This window comes from Streptomyces sp. 17_S59, from assembly GCF_056930295.1.
This window is the reverse complement of record NZ_JBXOWD010000001.1, coordinates 4315044-4331579: the sequence shown is the minus strand read 5'-3', so window position 1 is coordinate 4331579 and position 16536 is coordinate 4315044. Positions and strand designations below refer to the sequence as shown.

The 16536-nt window shown below is 70.5% G+C and carries 18 protein-coding genes; 8 read left to right on the top strand and 10 right to left on the bottom strand.

What is annotated here, in order from left to right:
* Positions 1 to 252 precede the first annotated feature (252 nt).
* Genes sdhC through AC1Z4A_RS19585 form a run of 4 tightly spaced genes read left to right on the top strand, consistent with a single transcriptional unit; the run spans position 253 to position 3657 of the window.
* Positions 253 to 633: a succinate dehydrogenase, cytochrome b556 subunit gene (sdhC, locus tag AC1Z4A_RS19600; protein WP_483680556.1), complete on the top strand. Its 381-nt coding sequence runs from the start codon at positions 253 to 255 to the stop codon at positions 631 to 633.
* A gap of 8 nt (positions 634 to 641) precedes the next feature.
* The gene (locus AC1Z4A_RS19595; RefSeq protein WP_483680555.1) at positions 642 to 1115 is read left to right on the top strand and encodes a succinate dehydrogenase hydrophobic membrane anchor subunit; all 474 of its coding nucleotides are present in this window, start codon (positions 642 to 644) and stop codon (positions 1113 to 1115) included.
* 20 nt (positions 1116 to 1135) lie between these two features.
* Positions 1136 to 2890 carry a succinate dehydrogenase flavoprotein subunit gene (sdhA, locus tag AC1Z4A_RS19590; protein ID WP_483680554.1) on the top strand — a complete coding sequence of 585 codons (1755 nt, stop codon included), beginning with the start codon at positions 1136 to 1138 and terminating at the stop codon, positions 2888 to 2890.
* A complete protein-coding gene (locus AC1Z4A_RS19585) occupies positions 2890 to 3657 on the top strand; it encodes a succinate dehydrogenase iron-sulfur subunit (protein ID WP_483680553.1) in 768 nt (255 codons plus the stop codon). Before sdhA ends, AC1Z4A_RS19585 begins: the two co-directional genes overlap by 1 nt.
* 69 nt (positions 3658 to 3726) lie before the next feature.
* Here AC1Z4A_RS19585 and AC1Z4A_RS19580 read toward each other — a convergent pair whose 3' ends face one another.
* The 3 genes from AC1Z4A_RS19580 to AC1Z4A_RS19570 form a co-directional block, all read right to left on the bottom strand.
* Positions 3727 to 3954, bottom strand: a complete 228-nt coding sequence (locus AC1Z4A_RS19580; protein ID WP_483680551.1) for a hypothetical protein — start codon at positions 3952 to 3954, stop codon at positions 3727 to 3729.
* A gap of 51 nt (positions 3955 to 4005) precedes the next feature.
* Positions 4006 to 5583, bottom strand: coding sequence for an ABC transporter substrate-binding protein (locus AC1Z4A_RS19575; RefSeq protein ID WP_483680550.1), 1578 nt, complete (start codon positions 5581 to 5583; stop codon positions 4006 to 4008).
* Positions 5584 to 5768: 185 nt separating this feature from the next.
* Positions 5769 to 6050 (bottom strand): SCO4848 family membrane protein, encoded by a 282-nt coding sequence (locus AC1Z4A_RS19570; RefSeq protein WP_483680548.1) that lies wholly within the window; start codon positions 6048 to 6050, stop codon positions 5769 to 5771.
* Positions 6051 to 6159: 109 nt separating this feature from the next.
* On the opposite strand from AC1Z4A_RS19570, the gene AC1Z4A_RS19565 reads away from it, so the two are divergent.
* Positions 6160 to 7548, top strand: coding sequence for a D-alanyl-D-alanine carboxypeptidase family protein (locus tag AC1Z4A_RS19565; RefSeq protein ID WP_483680546.1), 1389 nt, complete (start codon positions 6160 to 6162; stop codon positions 7546 to 7548).
* Here the strand turns inward: AC1Z4A_RS19565 and AC1Z4A_RS19560 are convergent.
* The 3 genes from AC1Z4A_RS19560 to trpS form a co-directional block, all read right to left on the bottom strand.
* Positions 7439 to 8395, bottom strand: coding sequence for a YihY/virulence factor BrkB family protein (locus AC1Z4A_RS19560; RefSeq protein ID WP_483680544.1), 957 nt, complete (start codon positions 8393 to 8395; stop codon positions 7439 to 7441). The genes AC1Z4A_RS19565 and AC1Z4A_RS19560 overlap by 110 nt on opposite strands.
* 111 nt (positions 8396 to 8506) lie before the next feature.
* Positions 8507 to 9097: a 2'-5' RNA ligase family protein gene (locus AC1Z4A_RS19555; RefSeq protein WP_483680542.1), complete on the bottom strand. Its 591-nt coding sequence runs from the start codon at positions 9095 to 9097 to the stop codon at positions 8507 to 8509.
* Positions 9098 to 9224: 127 nt separating this feature from the next.
* Positions 9225 to 10238: a tryptophan--tRNA ligase gene (trpS, locus tag AC1Z4A_RS19550; RefSeq protein ID WP_483680540.1), complete on the bottom strand. Its 1014-nt coding sequence runs from the start codon at positions 10236 to 10238 to the stop codon at positions 9225 to 9227.
* A 103-nt stretch (positions 10239 to 10341) separates the two neighbouring features.
* On the opposite strand from trpS, the gene rocD reads away from it, so the two are divergent.
* Positions 10342 to 11547, top strand: a complete 1206-nt coding sequence (gene rocD / locus AC1Z4A_RS19545; RefSeq protein ID WP_483680538.1) for an ornithine--oxo-acid transaminase — start codon at positions 10342 to 10344, stop codon at positions 11545 to 11547.
* A gap of 151 nt (positions 11548 to 11698) precedes the next feature.
* On the opposite strand, the gene AC1Z4A_RS19540 is transcribed toward rocD, so the two are convergent.
* The gene (locus tag AC1Z4A_RS19540; RefSeq protein ID WP_483680535.1) at positions 11699 to 11977 is read right to left on the bottom strand and encodes a hypothetical protein; all 279 of its coding nucleotides are present in this window, start codon (positions 11975 to 11977) and stop codon (positions 11699 to 11701) included.
* Positions 11978 to 12270: 293 nt separating this feature from the next.
* Here AC1Z4A_RS19540 and AC1Z4A_RS19535 point away from each other — a divergent pair, with 293 nt between their 5' ends.
* Positions 12271 to 12951 (top strand): DUF6585 family protein, encoded by a 681-nt coding sequence (locus AC1Z4A_RS19535; RefSeq protein ID WP_483680533.1) that lies wholly within the window; start codon positions 12271 to 12273, stop codon positions 12949 to 12951.
* A 60-nt stretch (positions 12952 to 13011) separates the two neighbouring features.
* Here the strand turns inward: AC1Z4A_RS19535 and AC1Z4A_RS19530 are convergent, their stop codons facing one another.
* Together AC1Z4A_RS19530 and AC1Z4A_RS19525 are read right to left on the bottom strand one after the other, a co-directional pair.
* The gene (locus tag AC1Z4A_RS19530) at positions 13012 to 14205 is read right to left on the bottom strand and encodes a glutathionylspermidine synthase family protein (protein ID WP_483680530.1); all 1194 of its coding nucleotides are present in this window, start codon (positions 14203 to 14205) and stop codon (positions 13012 to 13014) included.
* 21 nt (positions 14206 to 14226) lie between these two features.
* Positions 14227 to 14562, bottom strand: a complete 336-nt coding sequence (locus AC1Z4A_RS19525) for a hypothetical protein (RefSeq protein ID WP_483680528.1) — start codon at positions 14560 to 14562, stop codon at positions 14227 to 14229.
* Positions 14563 to 14647: 85 nt separating this feature from the next.
* Here AC1Z4A_RS19525 and AC1Z4A_RS19520 point away from each other — a divergent pair, with 85 nt between their 5' ends.
* The gene (locus tag AC1Z4A_RS19520; protein WP_483683651.1) at positions 14648 to 15478 is read left to right on the top strand and encodes a hypothetical protein; all 831 of its coding nucleotides are present in this window, start codon (positions 14648 to 14650) and stop codon (positions 15476 to 15478) included.
* Positions 15479 to 15511: 33 nt separating this feature from the next.
* Here the strand turns inward: AC1Z4A_RS19520 and AC1Z4A_RS19515 are convergent, their stop codons facing one another.
* Complete coding sequence (locus AC1Z4A_RS19515) at positions 15512 to 16513, bottom strand: GlxA family transcriptional regulator (protein ID WP_483683650.1); 1002 nt, start codon at positions 16511 to 16513, stop codon at positions 15512 to 15514.
* Positions 16514 to 16536: the final 23 nt, after the last annotated feature.

The following is a 16536-nucleotide window of genomic DNA, read 5'->3' as shown; positions in this document are numbered from 1 at the left end:
ATTTCGTGCGTTAGCGGGACGCCCGGCGGGGGCCGCCGCTACCGGGGGTACGCTTCGCTCTGCCAAGGGGCACAGTGCTGTGCCCCGGTCGGCCCTAGCCCGTACGTGCCTGTTTGATCACACCTGAAGCACCCCGCGGGACCGAACCGACAAGGCGTCGCTACGATGGCCAGGGCCGGTGGACCGTACCCGGCCGGGCCCGACCGACAGTGAAGCCGGCAGGCCCCGATCCCCGCTCCCGGAGGGTTTTCCGTGCCGGCTGGAACGCTGTACCGCGGCCGGGAAGGCATGTGGTCCTGGGTGGCTCACCGAGTCACCGGCGTCCTCATTTTCTTCTTCCTGTTCGTGCACGTCCTCGACACCGCACTCGTCCGCGTCTCTCCCGAGGCGTACGACAAGGTCGTCGCCACGTACAAGACGCCCGTCGTCAACCTGATGGAATACGGCCTCGTGGCCGCCATCCTCTTCCACGCGCTCAACGGCCTCCGCGTCATCGCGGTGGACTTCTGGTCCAAGGGCCCGCGCTACCAGAAGCAGATGCTCTGGAGCGTCGTGGGCATCTGGGCCGTACTGATGGCAGGCGCCTTCTACCCCGTGCTCCAGCACACGCTGCGCACGCTGTTCGGGAGCTGAGTCGCGAAATGTCCGCTGAAACCACCTCCGCCGCCGCCGTGAGCGACGTCTCCCTCTACGACGTCGACAACCCGGCCCCGGTCATCGAGGCGCCCCGCAAGCGCACCCAGAAGACGCCCAAGGCGACGCGCACGAACTTCGAGCTGTACGGCTGGCTGTTCATGCGTCTGTCCGGCATCGTGCTGGTCGTCCTGGTCCTCGGCCACCTGCTGATCCAGCTCGTCCTCGACGGCGGCGTCAGCAAGATCGGCTTCGCCTTCGTGGCCGGCCGCTGGGCCTCGCCGTTCTGGCAGGCATGGGACCTGATCATGCTGTGGCTCGCGATGCTCCACGGCGCCAACGGCCTGCGCACGGTCATCAACGACTACGCGGAGCGGAGCAACACCCGCTTCTGGCTGAAGATGCTGCTGTACACCGCCACGGTGTTCACCGTCCTGCTGGGCACGCTGGTGATCTTCACCTTCGACCCGAACATCCGCTAGAGCCCGGGGCTGACGCGACCATGAAGATCCACAAGTACGACACCGTCATCGTCGGCGCCGGTGGCGCCGGCATGCGCGCGGCCATCGAGTCGACCAAGCGCAGCCGCACCGCGGTGCTCACCAAGCTCTACCCGACCCGCTCCCACACCGGCGCCGCCCAGGGCGGCATGGCCGCCGCCCTCGCGAACGTCGAGGAGGACAACTGGGAGTGGCACACCTTCGACACGATCAAGGGCGGCGACTACCTGGTCGACCAGGACGCCGCCGAGATCCTGGCGAAGGAGGCCATCGACGCGGTCCTCGACCTCGAGAAGATGGGCCTGCCGTTCAACCGCACCCCGGACGGCACCATCGACCAGCGCCGCTTCGGCGGTCACAGCCGCAACCACGGCGAGGCCCCGGTCCGCCGGTCCTGCTACGCCGCGGACCGCACCGGCCACATGATCCTCCAGACGCTGTTCCAGAACTGCGTCAAGGAGGGCGTGGAGTTCTTCAACGAGTTCTACGTCCTCGACCAGCTCATCACCGAGGTCGACGGCGTCAAGAAGTCGGCCGGTGTGGTGGCGTACGAGCTGGCCACCGGCGAGATCCACGTCTTCCAGGCGAAGTCGGTCATCTACGCCTCCGGCGGCACCGGCAAGTTCTTCAAGGTGACCTCCAACGCGCACACCCTCACGGGTGACGGCCAGGCGGCCTGCTACCGCCGCGGCCTGCCGCTGGAGGACATGGAGTTCTTCCAGTTCCACCCGACCGGCATCTGGCGCATGGGCATCCTGCTGACGGAGGGCGCCCGCGGTGAGGGCGGCATCCTCCGCAACAAGGACGGCGAGCGCTTCATGGAGAAGTACGCGCCGGTCATGAAGGACCTCGCGTCCCGTGACGTCGTCTCCCGCTCCATCTACACGGAGATCCGCGAGGGCCGCGGCTGCGGTCCCGAGGGCGACCACGTCTACCTGGACCTCACCCACCTGCCCCCGGAGCAGCTGGACGCCAAGCTCCCGGACATCACCGAGTTCGCGCGGACGTACCTGGGCATCGAGCCCTACACGGACCCGATCCCGATCCAGCCCACCGCGCACTACGCCATGGGCGGCATCCCGACCAACGTCGAGGGCGAGGTGCTGGCCGACAACGACACCGTCGTCCCCGGCCTGTACGCCGCCGGCGAGGTCGCCTGCGTGTCCGTCCACGGCGCCAACCGCCTGGGCACCAACTCGCTGCTCGACATCAACGTCTTCGGCCGCCGCGCGGGCATCGCCGCCGCGGAGTACGCGCAGAAGGCCGACTTCGTCGAGCTGCCGGAGGAGCCGGCCTCCCTCGTCCTGGAGCAGGTCGAGCAGCTGCGCGCCTCCACGGGCAGCGAGCGGGTCGCCGAGCTGCGCAAGGAGCTGCAGGAGACCATGGACGCCAACGTCATGGTCTTCCGCACCGAGCAGACGATCAAGACGGCCGTCGAGAAGATCGCCGAGCTGCGCGACCGCTACAAGAACGTGTCCATCCAGGACAAGGGCAAGCGCTTCAACACCGACCTGCTGGAGGCCATCGAGCTGGGCAACCTGCTCGACCTGGCCGAGGTGATGGCCGTGTCCGCGCTGGCGCGCAAGGAGTCGCGCGGCGGTCACTACCGCGAGGACTACCCCAACCGCGACGACGTCAACTTCATGCGCCACACCATGGCGTACCGCGAGGTCGACGCGGAGGGCAAGGACTCCATCCGCCTCGACTACAAGCCGGTCGTGCAGACCCGCTACCAGCCCATGGAGCGTAAGTACTGATGAGCACCGCGACTCTCGACAAGGCCGAGGCCGCAGGCGCCGGCGCGCAGGCCTCGCCGTACATCAAGGTCACCTTCCGCGTCCGCCGGTTCAACCCGGAGGTCTCGGCCGAGGCGACCTGGCAGGACTTCGAGGTCGAGATCGACCCGAAGGAGCGCGTCCTCGACGGTCTGCACAAGATCAAGTGGGACCTGGACGGCTCGCTGACCTTCCGCCGCTCCTGCGCGCACGGCATCTGCGGCTCCGACGCGATGCGCATCAACGGCCGCAACCGGCTGGCGTGCAAGACGCTGATCAAGGACATCAACCCGGCCAAGCCGATCACGGTCGAGCCCATCAAGGGCCTCACGGTCCTCAAGGACCTCGTGGTCGACATGGATCCCTTCTTCCAGGCGTACCGGGACGTGATGCCCTTCCTGGTCACCAAGGGCAACGAGCCGACGCGCGAGCGCCTGCAGTCCGCCGAGGACCGCGAGCGCTTCGACGACACCACCAAGTGCATCCTGTGCGCCGCGTGCACGTCCTCGTGCCCGGTGTTCTGGAACGACGGCCAGTACTTCGGCCCGGCGGCGATCGTCAACGCGCACCGCTTCATCTTCGACTCGCGTGACGAGGCGGGTGAGCAGCGCCTGGAGATCCTGAACGACAAGGACGGCGTCTGGCGCTGCCGCACGACCTTCAACTGCACGGACGCCTGCCCGCGTGGCATCGAGGTCACCAAGGCGATCCAGGAGGTGAAGCGGGCGCTGATCACGCGCCGCTTCTGACCTCCGGTCAAGGTCGTACGACGAAGGCCCTGCTGCCGCCGAACCGGCGGAGGCAGGGCCTTCGTTCACTCACCCTCCCGTGTCATAGCCCACGGTGTTGGTGGCCAGCTCCTCGGGGGTGATCTCGCTGGCCCAGCCCTCGGGGGGCTCCTGGTACGGGCTGCACGCGCCGCACGCGGCGCACGTCCAGCGGCCGTGGATGCCGTGCACGACAGCTCCGCAGCCGGCGCACGTGTCGGTCGTGTAGTAGGGCGGCTCGCCCGGCGAGGAGGGGAGCCGCCAGGGGTGCAGTTCCATGGCACCCAGATTGCCACGGGCAAGGCGGGCCCGGACACACTCCTGCATGTCTCAGATGCGGGCCAGGCGCCAGAGCCGCCAGATGCCGGTGCCGTCCGACAGGTACTCGGTCCCCGAGATCGAGGACGTGCTCAGGACGTAGTCCTTCTTCTGCCACAGGGGCACCAGCGGCACGTCCTCCGCGACGATCCGCTGGATGTCCCGGAACTCGCCCGACACCTGCTGGCGCCGGTAGCGCTGGCGCGTGGCGCGGATCAGCTCGTCCACGCGCCCGCTCGCATAACCCGAGTGCAGCGCGTCCTCCTCCCCCACCAGCGGGCTGGTGAAGGTCTCCGGGTCCGGGAAGTCGGCGACCCAGCTGAGGCAGTACGCGTCGTACGCGCCCTTGGCGTAGCCCTCCTGGAACTCCTGCCAGTCCGCCTTCCGCGTGGTGACCTGGAACAGGCCGGTGTCCTCCAGCTGCTTCTTGAGCAGCGCGGCCTCCGCGTCCGTGGCGGCACCGCGGGAATAGGCGAGGCCGAAGCGGACGGGCAGGGCGACGCCCGCGCGCTTGAGGATCTGCCGGGCCCGGTCGGTGTCGGGCCGGGGGTAGAGGTCGTAGAAGGACGTCGTGTGGCCCGTGAGGCCCTGCGGGATGAGGGAGTACAGCGGCTCGACCGTGCGGAGGTGGACGTCCCGGGTGATCGCGTCGCGGTCGACGACGGCGGCGATCGCCTGACGGACCGCCAGGGGCTTCACCGGGGAGCCGTCCCGCTGGTTGAAGACCAGCATGCGCACATTGGCGGCGGCGGTCTCGCTCACCCTGGCGCCGGGGTCCCCGGTGCCGGCGTTCGCCAGATCGGCGGGCGGCAGCTGACGGGCCACCACGTCCAGCGACTTGTCCTTCCAGGCCCGACTCATCCGCTCCGGGTCGTTGAAGTAACGGACCGTCACATCGCTGCCGACGCTCTTGACCGCGCCCTTGTAGTGCTCGTTGGGCTCCAGTTCGGCGCTCTCGCCCGGCCGGTAGGCGGTCAGGGCGTACGGGCCGGAACCGTCGGCCCCGGTGCCCGTGCGCAGCTTGTCCGGCGGGTAGGCCGTGCTGTCCACGATGGACCCGGCGCCCGTGGCTATCTTGAACGGGAAGGTGGCGTCCGGCGTCTTCAGCCGGAAGACGACCTCGTCGTCGCCGGACGGGCCGACCGCCGTCGTCACCGATTCCAGGGTCTCCAGGAGCGGCCCGGGGCCCTGCGGGGACTTGATGCGGGCGATCCGGTCGAAGGAGAACTTCACGTCCTTCGCGGTCAGCGGGTGCCCGTTGGCGAACTTCAGGCCCGACCGCAGCCGGCAGGCGTACGTCCGCAAGTCCTCGCCCTTGAAGGTGCAGCTGCTCGCCGCGTCCGGCACCGGGCTGCCGGAGCCGGGGGTGAAGGTCAGCAGGGACTGGAAGACGTTGCCGTACAGCGCCCAGGAGCCCGCGTCGTACGCACCCGCGGGGTCGAGCGTGCTGACCGCGTCGGTCGTGCCGACCCTGATCGGCCGCTCGTCACCGTCGCTCCCGGGCACGAACCGGCAGCCCCCGGCCCCCGCCGCGAGCAGCGCAAGACCCGCCGCTGCCGCCGCCCCCACCCGTATCCGGACACCACGCATCCCCGCGCCCCTCCCCGCCCAGTGATGCGCATCACCGTAAAGGGGGAACGTTCGTGCGTCCCGGGAATGCGGGAAGTGATCAACGGTCCCTCCGGATGGGGTACGGAGTTGTCCGCTGCGGACCGGTTTCGTGCCCTGCGGCTCGTCCTGTTACGGACCTCGTCCGAGCCCCGTTACAGGCCTCGTTATGAGCTGCGCCGCAAGGCCCGTACGCCACGCAACCCGATCAGTCCGACGGCCGTCCCCAGAAGAAACGAGGTGATCGCCAGGAGCAGGTGCACCCAGAAGTACGTGGTGGGGGCGCCCGAGTCGTCGAAGGCGAGCCCGCTCCCGTCCTTCCAGAGGTTCTTGACGAAAGTGATCCAGATGAACCAGCTCCACACCCCGAAGGCGAGCAGGAACCAGGACACGGGGCGCGAGAGGGTCGCGGGGGTTCGGGGGGCCGCTTCCCCGGAAGACTTCACCATGGGTTTCAGTATGCGTTCGGGTTCACCGACTGGTCCTATCGGGTCCTCGACGGGGCCCCGCCGTGGGGCAGCGCCTCTGTTGCCGGGTCCCGGGGGTACGTTCACCAGCGTGCCGACGATCACATCACACCACCCGAGGTACTCCGCGTACTCCACGGCGCGACACCGCCGTGGCGCGAGCAGACCCCGCGGTCCGCGCGGCTCCGCCGTGCTGGCGGCCGGCGTCTCGCTGCTCGTCCCCCTGGCGACCGCGGCCCCCGCCCTCGCCGACCCGGGCTCGCCCTCCCCGACCGTGAGCGCGAGCGCGGGCGCCACCCCGGGCCGGAGCACGGCGAGCCCGGCGAACCCGGCCGCCGACGGCAAGGGCAAGCCGCCCCGGCGGCCGCCCGCCAAGATGTCCACGGTGGGCGGGGAGCTGCTGGGCAAGCCCGGCACCCAGGTCCAGCTCGGACCCGGGGCCCCGGCGCTGCCCGAGGAGCTGAGCGGCGACTCCTGGATCGTCGCCGACGCCGAGTCCGGCGACGTGCTGGCCGCGCACAACGCGCACTGGAAGCTGCCGCCGGCCTCCACCCTGAAGATGCTCTTCGCCGACACCGTGCTGCCCAAGTTCCCCAAGACCCAGCAGCGCAAGGTGCAGGCGTCGGACCTGGCCGGGATGGGCGAGGGCAGCAGCCAGGTCGGGATCAAGGAGGGCATGGCCTACTCGGTCCACGACATGTGGCTGGGCGTCTTCCTGCGCTCGGGCAACGACGCCGTGCACGTCCTGTCCGCCATGAACGGCGGCGTGGAGCGGACCGTCAAGGACATGCAGGCCCACGCCGAGGACCTGCAGGCGCTGGACACGCATGTGATCACCCCGGACGGCTACGACTCCGAGGGTCAGGTCTCCAGCGCGTACGACCTCACCCTGTTCGCCCGCTCCGGGCTCCAGAAGGCCGACTTCCGCGAGTACTGCTCGACGGCCCGGGCGCAGTTCCCGGACGAGGAACGGCCGGGGCAGACCAAGGAGATCGTCAACACCAACCGGCTGCTGACCGGCGCTCAGGGCCTCACGCCCTACAAGGGCATGGCGGGCGTCAAGAACGGCTCCACCACCAACGCGGGCAACACCTTCACGGGCGTGGCCCAGCACGACGGCAAGAAGCTGCTCGTCACCGTCATGAACCCGGACATCAAGGAGCCCAACGAGGTCTACAAGGAGACCGCGCGCCTCCTGGACTGGGGCTTCGAGGCGGCCGGGCACGTGAAGCCGGTGGGCGTGCTCGTGGCGCCCGAGGGCGCCGCCGCCGACAAGTCGGGCGGCAGCGGCCCGGGCGGGCACGGCAAGGGCCCCGGGAGCGCGCAGGCCGCGGTCGCCGGCGGCGACGGGATGTGGACGGCGATCGGGCTCACGGGCGGGGCGGTGGTCCTGCTGGCGGGGGCGGCGTATGTGGTGCACCGCCGTCATCCGCTGCCGGAGCTGGTGCGCCGGAAGGACCGGGACCGGGGCCAGGGCTGAGGTTCTTCGGGCTGTGCCGCGTGGCCGTCCACGCGGCACAGAAGAGCGTCAGCTTCGCCGTGAAGTTGATCCACAGCAGGAGGGCGACCGGTGTGCCGAAGGCGCCGTACATGCTCTTCGCCGCGACCCCGCGCAGATAGCCGCTCAGCACGAGCTTGAGCACTTCGAGGCCCACCGAGCCGATGAGTGCGCCGGTCAGCAGCCGGCGGGGGCCGGGGTGGACGCCGGGCAGCCGGGTCAGGACGTAGAGCATCAGCAGGAAGTCGGCCAGCACGGCGATGCAGAAGCCCGCGGCCGTGAGGAGGCCGTCGGCGCCCTGGAGGTCGGCCCGCCGGGCCACCCAGTCGACGGCCGCGGTCGCGAAGGCCGAGCAGGCCACGGACAGCAGGGCGACGCCGCCCAGGCCCACCAGCAGGGCGGCGTCCTTGGCCTTGGCCAGCAGGGGGTTGCCCGGGCTCTCCTCCAGCTCCCACACCGCGCGCAGGCACTCGCGGAGCGAGCCCACCCAGCTGATGCCGGTGAACAGCAGCAGGGCTCCGGCGACAAGCCCGACCGTGCCGGCGTTGTCCGTGAGGGCGCTGAGGTCGAGGCTCCCGGAGATCCCGGGCACCTGCTCGGCGAGCCGCCGCTCCAGGTCCTTGGTCTGCCGCTCGCTGAGCACGCCGGCGGTCACGGCGGCACCGAGGGTGAGGAGGGGAAAGAGGGCGAGGAAGCTGGTGAAGGTGATCGCGGCGGCGAGGCGGGTCCACTTCACGCGATCGAGTGTTTCGTAGGAGTGCCAGGCGTGGGTGCGCATGGCCTTGGCGGCCAGGGGACCGAGGACGGGGATGCGGGTGAGCCACTCCATGATGGGGGTTTCTTTCCCCGGCCCCGCCCAAAAAATCAGCCTGTCTGGGGGCACCTCCCAGCGGTAGCCGGGGGAGTTTGAGGACCGGGGGTCCGGGGGCGGAGCCCCCGGTTACGGGAAGGGGCGGGGTGGGGGAGAAAAAGCCCGCACACCCTGGCGCGGGACCGTCGGGGTTACGTCCGGCTCAAACGGAAACCGGCGCTCGAGGCGCCAGATACCGTCCTCTCCCTGCTCGTAGAGCGCAAAGCCCTCCGTCGTCCACGAAGCCTCGTACTCCGCCAGCTCCTCGAACGCCCGGTCCATCGCCTCCTCGGCGATCCCGTGCGCCACGGTCACGTGCGGGTGATACGGGAACTGCAGCTCCCGGGCCACCGGCCCGGACGCGTCCCGCACCCGCTTCTGCAGCCACGCGCAGGACGCCGACCCCTCGGCCACATTGACGTAGACGACGGGCGAGAGCGGCCGGAACGTCCCCGTCCCGGACAGGCGCATGCGGAACGGGCTGCCCGCCGCCGCGACCTCGGCCAGGTGTTCCTCGATCGCGGGCAGCGCGGAGGCGTCCACCTCGGTGGGCGGCAGCAGGGTGACGTGCGTGGGAATGCCGTGGGCGTGCGGGTCGCCGAAGCCGGCGCGGCGCTTCTGGAGGAAGCTGCCGAAAGGCTCCGGGACCGCGATCGAAACGCCGACCGTTACGGTCCCCACTGCGTTCTCCCTCCTGTGCGCCTGTACGTGACGTGCCCGTGGTCAGTGTGACGGCTGCGCCGTCCCCGCTGCCAGATCTCCCGGCCTGCACGGACGGTACCGGGCCCGGTGCCCCGATCCGTGCCGATCAGTGCTTGGCGGGCAGGAAACCCATCCTGTCGTACGCCTTCGCCAGCGTCCCGGCCGCGACGGCGCGGGCCTTCTCGGCGCCCTTGGCGAGGACGGCGTCCAGCGCGGCGGGGTCGTCCAGGTACTCCTGCGTGCGGGCCCGGAAGGGGGTGACCCACTCGACCATGACCTCGGCGAGGTCGGTCTTGAGCGCGCCGTAGCCCTTGCCCTCGTACTTCTGCTCCAGCTCGGCGACGGTGGCGCCGGTGAGCGTGGAGTAGATGGTGAGGAGGTTGCTGACGCCCGGCTTCTTCTCGGCGTCGAAGCGGACGACGGTGTCCGTGTCGGTGACCGCGCTCTTGATCTTCTTCGCCGAGGTCTTGGGCTCGTCGAGGAGGTTGATCAGGCCCTTGGTCGTGGAGGCCGACTTGCTCATCTTGGCCGTCGGGTCCTGGAGGTCGTAGATCTTCGACGTCTCGCGGACGATGTGCGGCGCGGGGATCCGGAAGGTCTCGCCGTAGCGGCCGTTGAAGCGCTCGGCCAGGTCGCGGGTCAGCTCGATGTGCTGGCGCTGGTCCTCGCCGACCGGCACGGCGTCGGCCTGGTAGAGGAGGATGTCGGCGACCTGGAGGATCGGGTAGGTGAACAGGCCGACGGTGGTGCGCTCGGCGCCCTGCTTGGCGGACTTGTCCTTGAACTGCGTCATCCGGGAGGCCTCGCCGAAGCCGGTGAGGCAGTTCATCACCCAGCCGAGCTGCGCGTGCTCGGGCACGTGGCTCTGGATGAACAGCGTGCAGCGGTCCGGGTCCAGCCCGGCGGCCAGCAGCTGGGCGGCGGCGATCCGGGTGTTGGCGCGCAGCTCCGCGGGGTCCTGCGGCACGGTGATCGCGTGGAGGTCGACGACCATGTAGAAGGCGTCGTGGGTCTCCTGCAGGGCCACGTACTGGCGGATGGCGCCGAGGTAGTTCCCGAGGTGGAACGAGCCTGCGGTGGGCTGGATACCGGAGAGTGCGCGCGGACGATCAAGGGCCATGCACTCATTCTCTCAGGTGCGGAAGCGGACCCGGGCCCGCGGTGCGATCGCGGGTGTAGAAAGACGTCATCAGCACCATGCCCCGACCGGAACGGAGCACACGTTGACCGCCACGGAACGCAACATCGCCGCCGCCGATCAGTACAGCGCCCACAACTACCACCCGCTTCCGGTCGTGGTGGCGACCGGGCAGGGCGCGTGGCTGACCGACGTCGAGGGCCGCCGCTACCTCGACATGCTCGCCGGGTACTCCGCGCTGAACTTCGGCCACTGCAACCGCCGCTTGATCAACGCGGCCAAGGAACAACTGGACCGCGTCACCCTCACCTCGCGCGCCTTCCACCACGACCGCTTCGGGGAGTTCTGCACCGCGCTGGCGGAACTCTGCGGCAAGGAGATGGTGCTGCCCATGAACACCGGCGCGGAGGCGGTCGAGACCGCCGTGAAGACCGCCCGGAAGTGGGGCTACCGGGTCAAGGGGGTGCCCGACGGCAAGGCGAAGATCGTCGTCGCCGACAACAACTTCCACGGCCGCACGACCACCATCATCAGCTTCTCGACGGACCAGGAAGCGCGGGCGGACTTCGGTCCGTACACCCCGGGCTTCGAGATCGTCCCGTACGGCGATCTCGCGGCGATGGAGGCCGCGGTCGACGAGCACACGGTGGCCGTGCTGCTGGAGCCGATCCAGGGCGAGGCCGGGGTGCTGGTCCCGCCGCCCGGCTATCTGGCGGGCGTACGGCGGCTGACCGCCGAGCGGAACGTCCTGTTCATGGCGGACGAGATCCAGTCCGGCCTGGGGCGTACGGGCCGGACGTTCGCCTGTGAGCACGAGGACGTGGTCCCGGACGTCTACATCCTGGGCAAGGCGCTCGGCGGCGGCGTGGTCCCGGTGTCGGCGGTCGTGGCCTCGCGCGACGTGCTGGGCGTCTACCGCCCGGGCGAGCACGGCTCGACCTTCGGCGGCAACCCGCTGGCGTGCGCGGTGGCCCTGGAGGTCATCGCGATCCTGCGCTCCGGCGAGTACCAGGAGCGGGCGACGGAGCTGGGCGAGCACCTGCACCACGAGCTGGGCCTGCTGGCGGGCGGGGGTGCGGTGACGGCCGTCCGGGGCCGCGGCCTATGGGCCGGGGTGGACATCGCTCCCGGGCACGGCACGGGGCGGGAGGTGTCGGAGCGGCTGATGGAGCGCGGGGTGCTGGTGAAGGACACCCATGGCTCGACGATCCGGATCGCCCCGCCGCTGGTGATCAGCAAGGAGGACCTGGACTGGGGGCTGGACCAGCTGCGAGCGGTCCTGGAGGGCTGAGCCCCGGAGGCCGAGGCGCACCGGGTGCTACCGGGTGCGTACCCGGTACGCGCCGTACGTGCGTACCGGGTACGACCCTGCTGGCGTGGCCCCACCCCCGTGACGGGCCACGCCGGTCCTGCGGTGCCTACCGGCAATCAACCCCGGGCGATCAGCCCCAGGGGTGGTACTCGCTGTCGGCCTTCTCGCAGTCGTGCAGCTGACGCGCCTTGGCGTCGGCCTGCGCGTTGGCACGCCGGGCGGCGTCGTACTCGCCGAGCCGCTTCAGCTGGGCGGCCTTGTCGTGCAGCTGGCGGATCTCACCGCGCAGCTTGGCCTGGTTGCAGGTGTAGGTGGCGGCGGAGGCCGTCTGCGCGGGGAGGGCGGCGGTGAACAGCGCGCCCCCGGCGAGGGCGGCGGCCACGGCGAATGCGGATATGCGTCGTCGCATGTGTCTCTCCAAAACGACTACGGAACGTGGTCGGAGCCACGGAGCGTAATAGAGAAACGGACTGCGAGGGTCCGGCAAGTCGGACAGAGCCCGCGAAAAACGGACCGTCAATTCACCGTGGCCTGCGTCACGTTCGCGAATGGACGCGGAATCATCACAGGACCCGACCGAAACGCACACATGCCGGGCCTGTTCAACGTCACTTGACCGTGCTTCCGCCCCCTCGGGAACGGGGCTACCGTGAGCGCGCTTGATCGTGCTCGATCGCGCAGTCGAACCAGAGGGGCACCCGCATGGACGACGAGATCCTTTCCGAGCGGCCGACCGCGTCCGCCGCCGCGCTCGCCGGCCAACGCGGCCTCGGCGACTGGGTCCAGACATACGCCTCACGGCAGGGCTGGACGTACAAGAAGTGGCGCGACTGGCGGCTGTACGTCCACACCGGCGGCATCGTCGTGACGGCCCCCGACGGCTACGCGGCTGCTTACGACTGGGCCACCTCACGCGTCCTGCAATACCGCCGCACCGTCAACGGCGCCCTGCGGGACGCCCGGTACACCCTGATCGACCCGGCCGGGAACGCCGTGAACATCGGGCCGGGCTCACGCGCCATGGCGAACGGCGAGAGGCAGCGCCTCGGCATCACCTCGATGGTGAGCGGCGCCCCGTTCCGCTACCCGGGCGACTGGGGCGACTACATCGAGCGCAACGTCACCCGGGCGCAGCTGCCGGCGGTGGTCGCGCGCATCCAGCGCGGCGAGACCGTGGAGTTCGGCTTCTACCGGGCGGACCGCCACGGCGTGACGGGCAAGAAGAAAACGGTCGCCTGGTCGGAGATCGCCGACTTCCGCGTGTACGACGCCAGGCTGAGCTTCAAAGACGCGGGCGACCGGACCGTCGGGGACGTGGAATACGCGCATTACATACCCAATTTCAACCTGTTCCTCAATGTGTGCCAGCACTTGAAGGGCTGACTGGCTGACTGGCTGGCTGGCCGGCCAGCCGACCGACCGACCAACTGAAACTCTCCGCCGTCAAAGAATCACGTGCGGCACGAATCGCGCGTAATAGTCCGTGACGAGCCCGTCCGACTCGCGGATGCCCAGCCCCGCGGGCTCGCCGTCGACGACCCAGGCGCCCAGCAGGACATGGTTGCCGTCGAACGCGGGCAGCGGGGCGAGTTCCTGGTAGCAGCAGGGCTCGTCCTGCAGGACCGGGGCGGCGCCCGGCTCGTGGAGGGTGATGCCCGCGCCCTCGCGGCCCAGGAGCGGCTTTGCGGCGTAGCCGCGTGTGCGGGCCAGTTCGCGGGGGCCGTCGAGGTAGGCGGGCAGCAGGTTGGGGTGGCCGGGGAACAGCTCCCACAGGATCGCCAGGAGCGCCTTGTTGGAGAGCAGCATCTTCCACAGGGGCTCGATCCACAGCGTGGATCCGGTGCCGCCGCCGTTGTCGAGGGTGTCCAGGGCGCGGGGGCCGAAGTCGTCGGCGACCAGCCACTCCCACGGATAGAGCTTGAAGCAGGCCCGTATGAACCGGAGCTTCTTGTCGACGAAGCGGCGCGACAGCCCGTCCCAGCCGATGTCCTCCATCGAGATCGCCTCCGTGGCGATCCCGGCCTGCTCGGCGGTCTCGCGCAGGTACGCGACCGTCATCAGGTCCTCGCCCAGCTCGTCGCCGATCGAGTGGGCGAAGTGGACGGGGGCGCCCGGCGGGAGCAGGGCGGCCTGCCGCTTCCAGGCGTCGACCAGCCGCTCGTGGAGGGAGTTCCACTGGTCGGCGTGCGGAACGTCCGCGAAGCGCTCCTCCATCCAGAACCACTGCGGGCTGGCGGCCTCGACGAGCGAGGTCGGGGTGTCGGCGTTGTACTCCAGCATCTTGGCGGGGCCCGTGCCGTCGTAGCGGAGGTCGAACCTGCCGTAGAGGGAGGGCAGTTCGTCGCTGCGCTCCCAGGAGTCGGCGATCAGGGCGGCCAGGCGCGGGTCGGTGATGCCGAGGTCGGCGAAGCGGTCGTGCGCCACGATGTGCTCGGCAGCGGCCAGGCACATCGTGTGCAGCTCCTCGACGACCTCTTCCAGGGCCTCGATCTCCGGGAGGGTGAAGGAGTAGTACGCGCTCTCGTCCCAATACGGGCGCAGCGAGCCGTCCGCCTGGCGGGCGAGGGGGTAGACGAGGCCCTGCTCCTCCACGGTGGACTGCCAGCCGGGGCGGGGGGTGGTGCGGTGGCGTTGCATGGCGGTGCTTTTCCTTGGTTCTCAGCCGCCGCCGGATCCGGAGCCGGAGCAGCCGAAGCCGCCGCGCGAGACGGCCTTGCTCTTGTCGAAGGTGCCGCTGTTGGTGTAGCTGCCGGAGGTGCCGGACTTCCCGGAGCCGTAGTACCAGGTGCCACCGCCGCCGCTGCCGCCGCTCCTGCTCGAGCACGCCTTGGAGTCGAGGACCTTGTAGCCCTTGCCGGCCTCGTAGCTGTTGCGGTCGACGCACCGCTTGTCGGGCTCGGACCCGCAGGAGGTCAGGGCGGTGGCGAGGATGCCCATGCCGCCGAGTATCACGGTGCTGGACCGCAGACGCCGTCGTTTCTTCTTCTGTTCCATGTCTGACGCCCCCGTAGCGTTCGAAAGTGCGTACACACTAAACCCGGCCCCTCCGACGCCCTACAGTCGGACCGTGATCCTTGGCATGATCTGTGCGCTCGGCACGGCGGTCTGCTTCGGCGCCGCCTCCGTCCTCCAGGCCGTGGCCGCGCGGGCCACCGCCCCCGGTACGGGCTCGGGGGTCGATCCGATACTGCTGATGCGGGCGCTTCGCCAGTGGCGTTACGTGGCGGGCCTGGCCCTGGACGGGGTGGGCTTCCTGCTGGAGCTGGTCGCCCTGCGCCACCTCCCCATCTACGCCGTGAGCGCGGCCCTCGCCGCGAGCCTCGCGGTGACGGCGGTGACGGCCGCGCGGGTGCTGCGGGTGCGGCTGAGCGGCGTGGAGTGGACCGCGGTGCTGGTGGTGTGCGGCGGGCTGGGGTTGCTCGGCCTGTCCTCGGGCGCGGAGGGGGAGGGTACGGGCTCCGACGCGCTGCGCTGGGGCGTGCTGTGCGCCGCGGCGGGCGTGCTGGCCTTCGGCGCGGGCGCGGGCCGGCTGACGGGCCGGGCGCGGGCGGCGGCGCTGGGGCTGGGCGCGGGGATCGGCTTCGGGGTGGTGGAGGTCTCGGTCCGGCTCGTCGACGACTTCTCGGTGACGGGCGTGCTGACCAACCCGGCCGCGTACGCCCTGCTGGTGGGCGGGGCCGCGGCCTTCCTGCTGCTGACGTCCGCGTTGCAGCGCGGTTCGGTGACGGCCGCCACGGCGGGGATGGTCATCGGGGAGACCATCGGCCCGGCGTGGGTGGGGGTCGAGTGGCTGGGCGACCGCACCCGCGAGGGGCTGCTCCCGCTGGCCGTGACGGGGTTCGTGCTGGCCGTGCTGGGAGCGCTGGCGCTGGCGCGGTTCGGGGAGGCCCCGGAGCCGGTGGAGGCGTGAGCGCCTTCTTGTGTTCGTTCCTCAGGCCCGGCCTCAGGCCCGGAACGTGCGCCGGTAGGCCCCCGGCGAGACGCCGATCGCCGCGTGCAGGTGCTGCCGCAGCGTGGCGTCGGTCCCGAAGCCGACGCGCTCGGCGATCCGGCCCACCGGCAGGTCGCTGGTCTCCAGCAGGTGCCGGGCCAGGTCGACGCGCTGCTGGATGATCCACTGCCCGGGGCTCAGCCCCACCTCGGCCCGGAAGCGCCGGGTGAACGTGCGGCGGCTCATGCCCGCGTGCGCCGCCAAGTCCTCCAGCTGGAGCGGCTCGTGGAGCCGGTCGAGGGCCCAGGCGCGGGTCGCGGAGGTCCCGGCGTCCGAGGTGTGCGGCACGGGCCGCTCCACGTACTGCGCCTGGCCGCCCTCCCGCTGCGGGGGCACGACGCAGCGCCGGGCCACCTGGTTGGCGACCGCGCTGCCGTGGTCGAGCCGGATCAGGTGCAGGATCAGGTCGATGCCCGCGGCGGCGCCCGCGGAGGTGAGCACGGGTCCCGCGTCGACGAACAGCACGTCGGGTTCGAGCTTGACCTGCGGATACCGGCGCCGGAAGCCGTCCGCGTGGAACCAGTGCGTGGTGGCGGCCCGGCCGTCAAGCAGCCCCGCGGCCGCCAGGACGAACGTGGCGATGCAGATCCCCACGATCCGGGTGCCGGGCCGGATCAGCTCCAGCGCCTCGGCGACGCGGCGCGGCAGGGCGTCCCTGTCGACAACCTCGGCGAACTCCTCGGAGGCGGGGATGATCACGGTGTCGGCGCGGGCGAGCGCGGAGGCGTCGTGCTCGACGGCGATCGAGAAGTCGGCGGACGTACGGACCGGGCGCCCGTCCACGGAGCAGGTGATCACGTCGTAGAGCGGCCGGAAGTCGGGGTCGGTGGCGGCCCCGAACAGCCGCGAGGCCAGGCTCAGCTCGAAGGGGATGACCCCGTCGAGGGCGAGGACCACGACCCGGTGAACCCGGTGCGCATCCATGTCATCCATGCCATCCACGACGCCCTCCATGTCACCCATGGCCCAATCCTTGC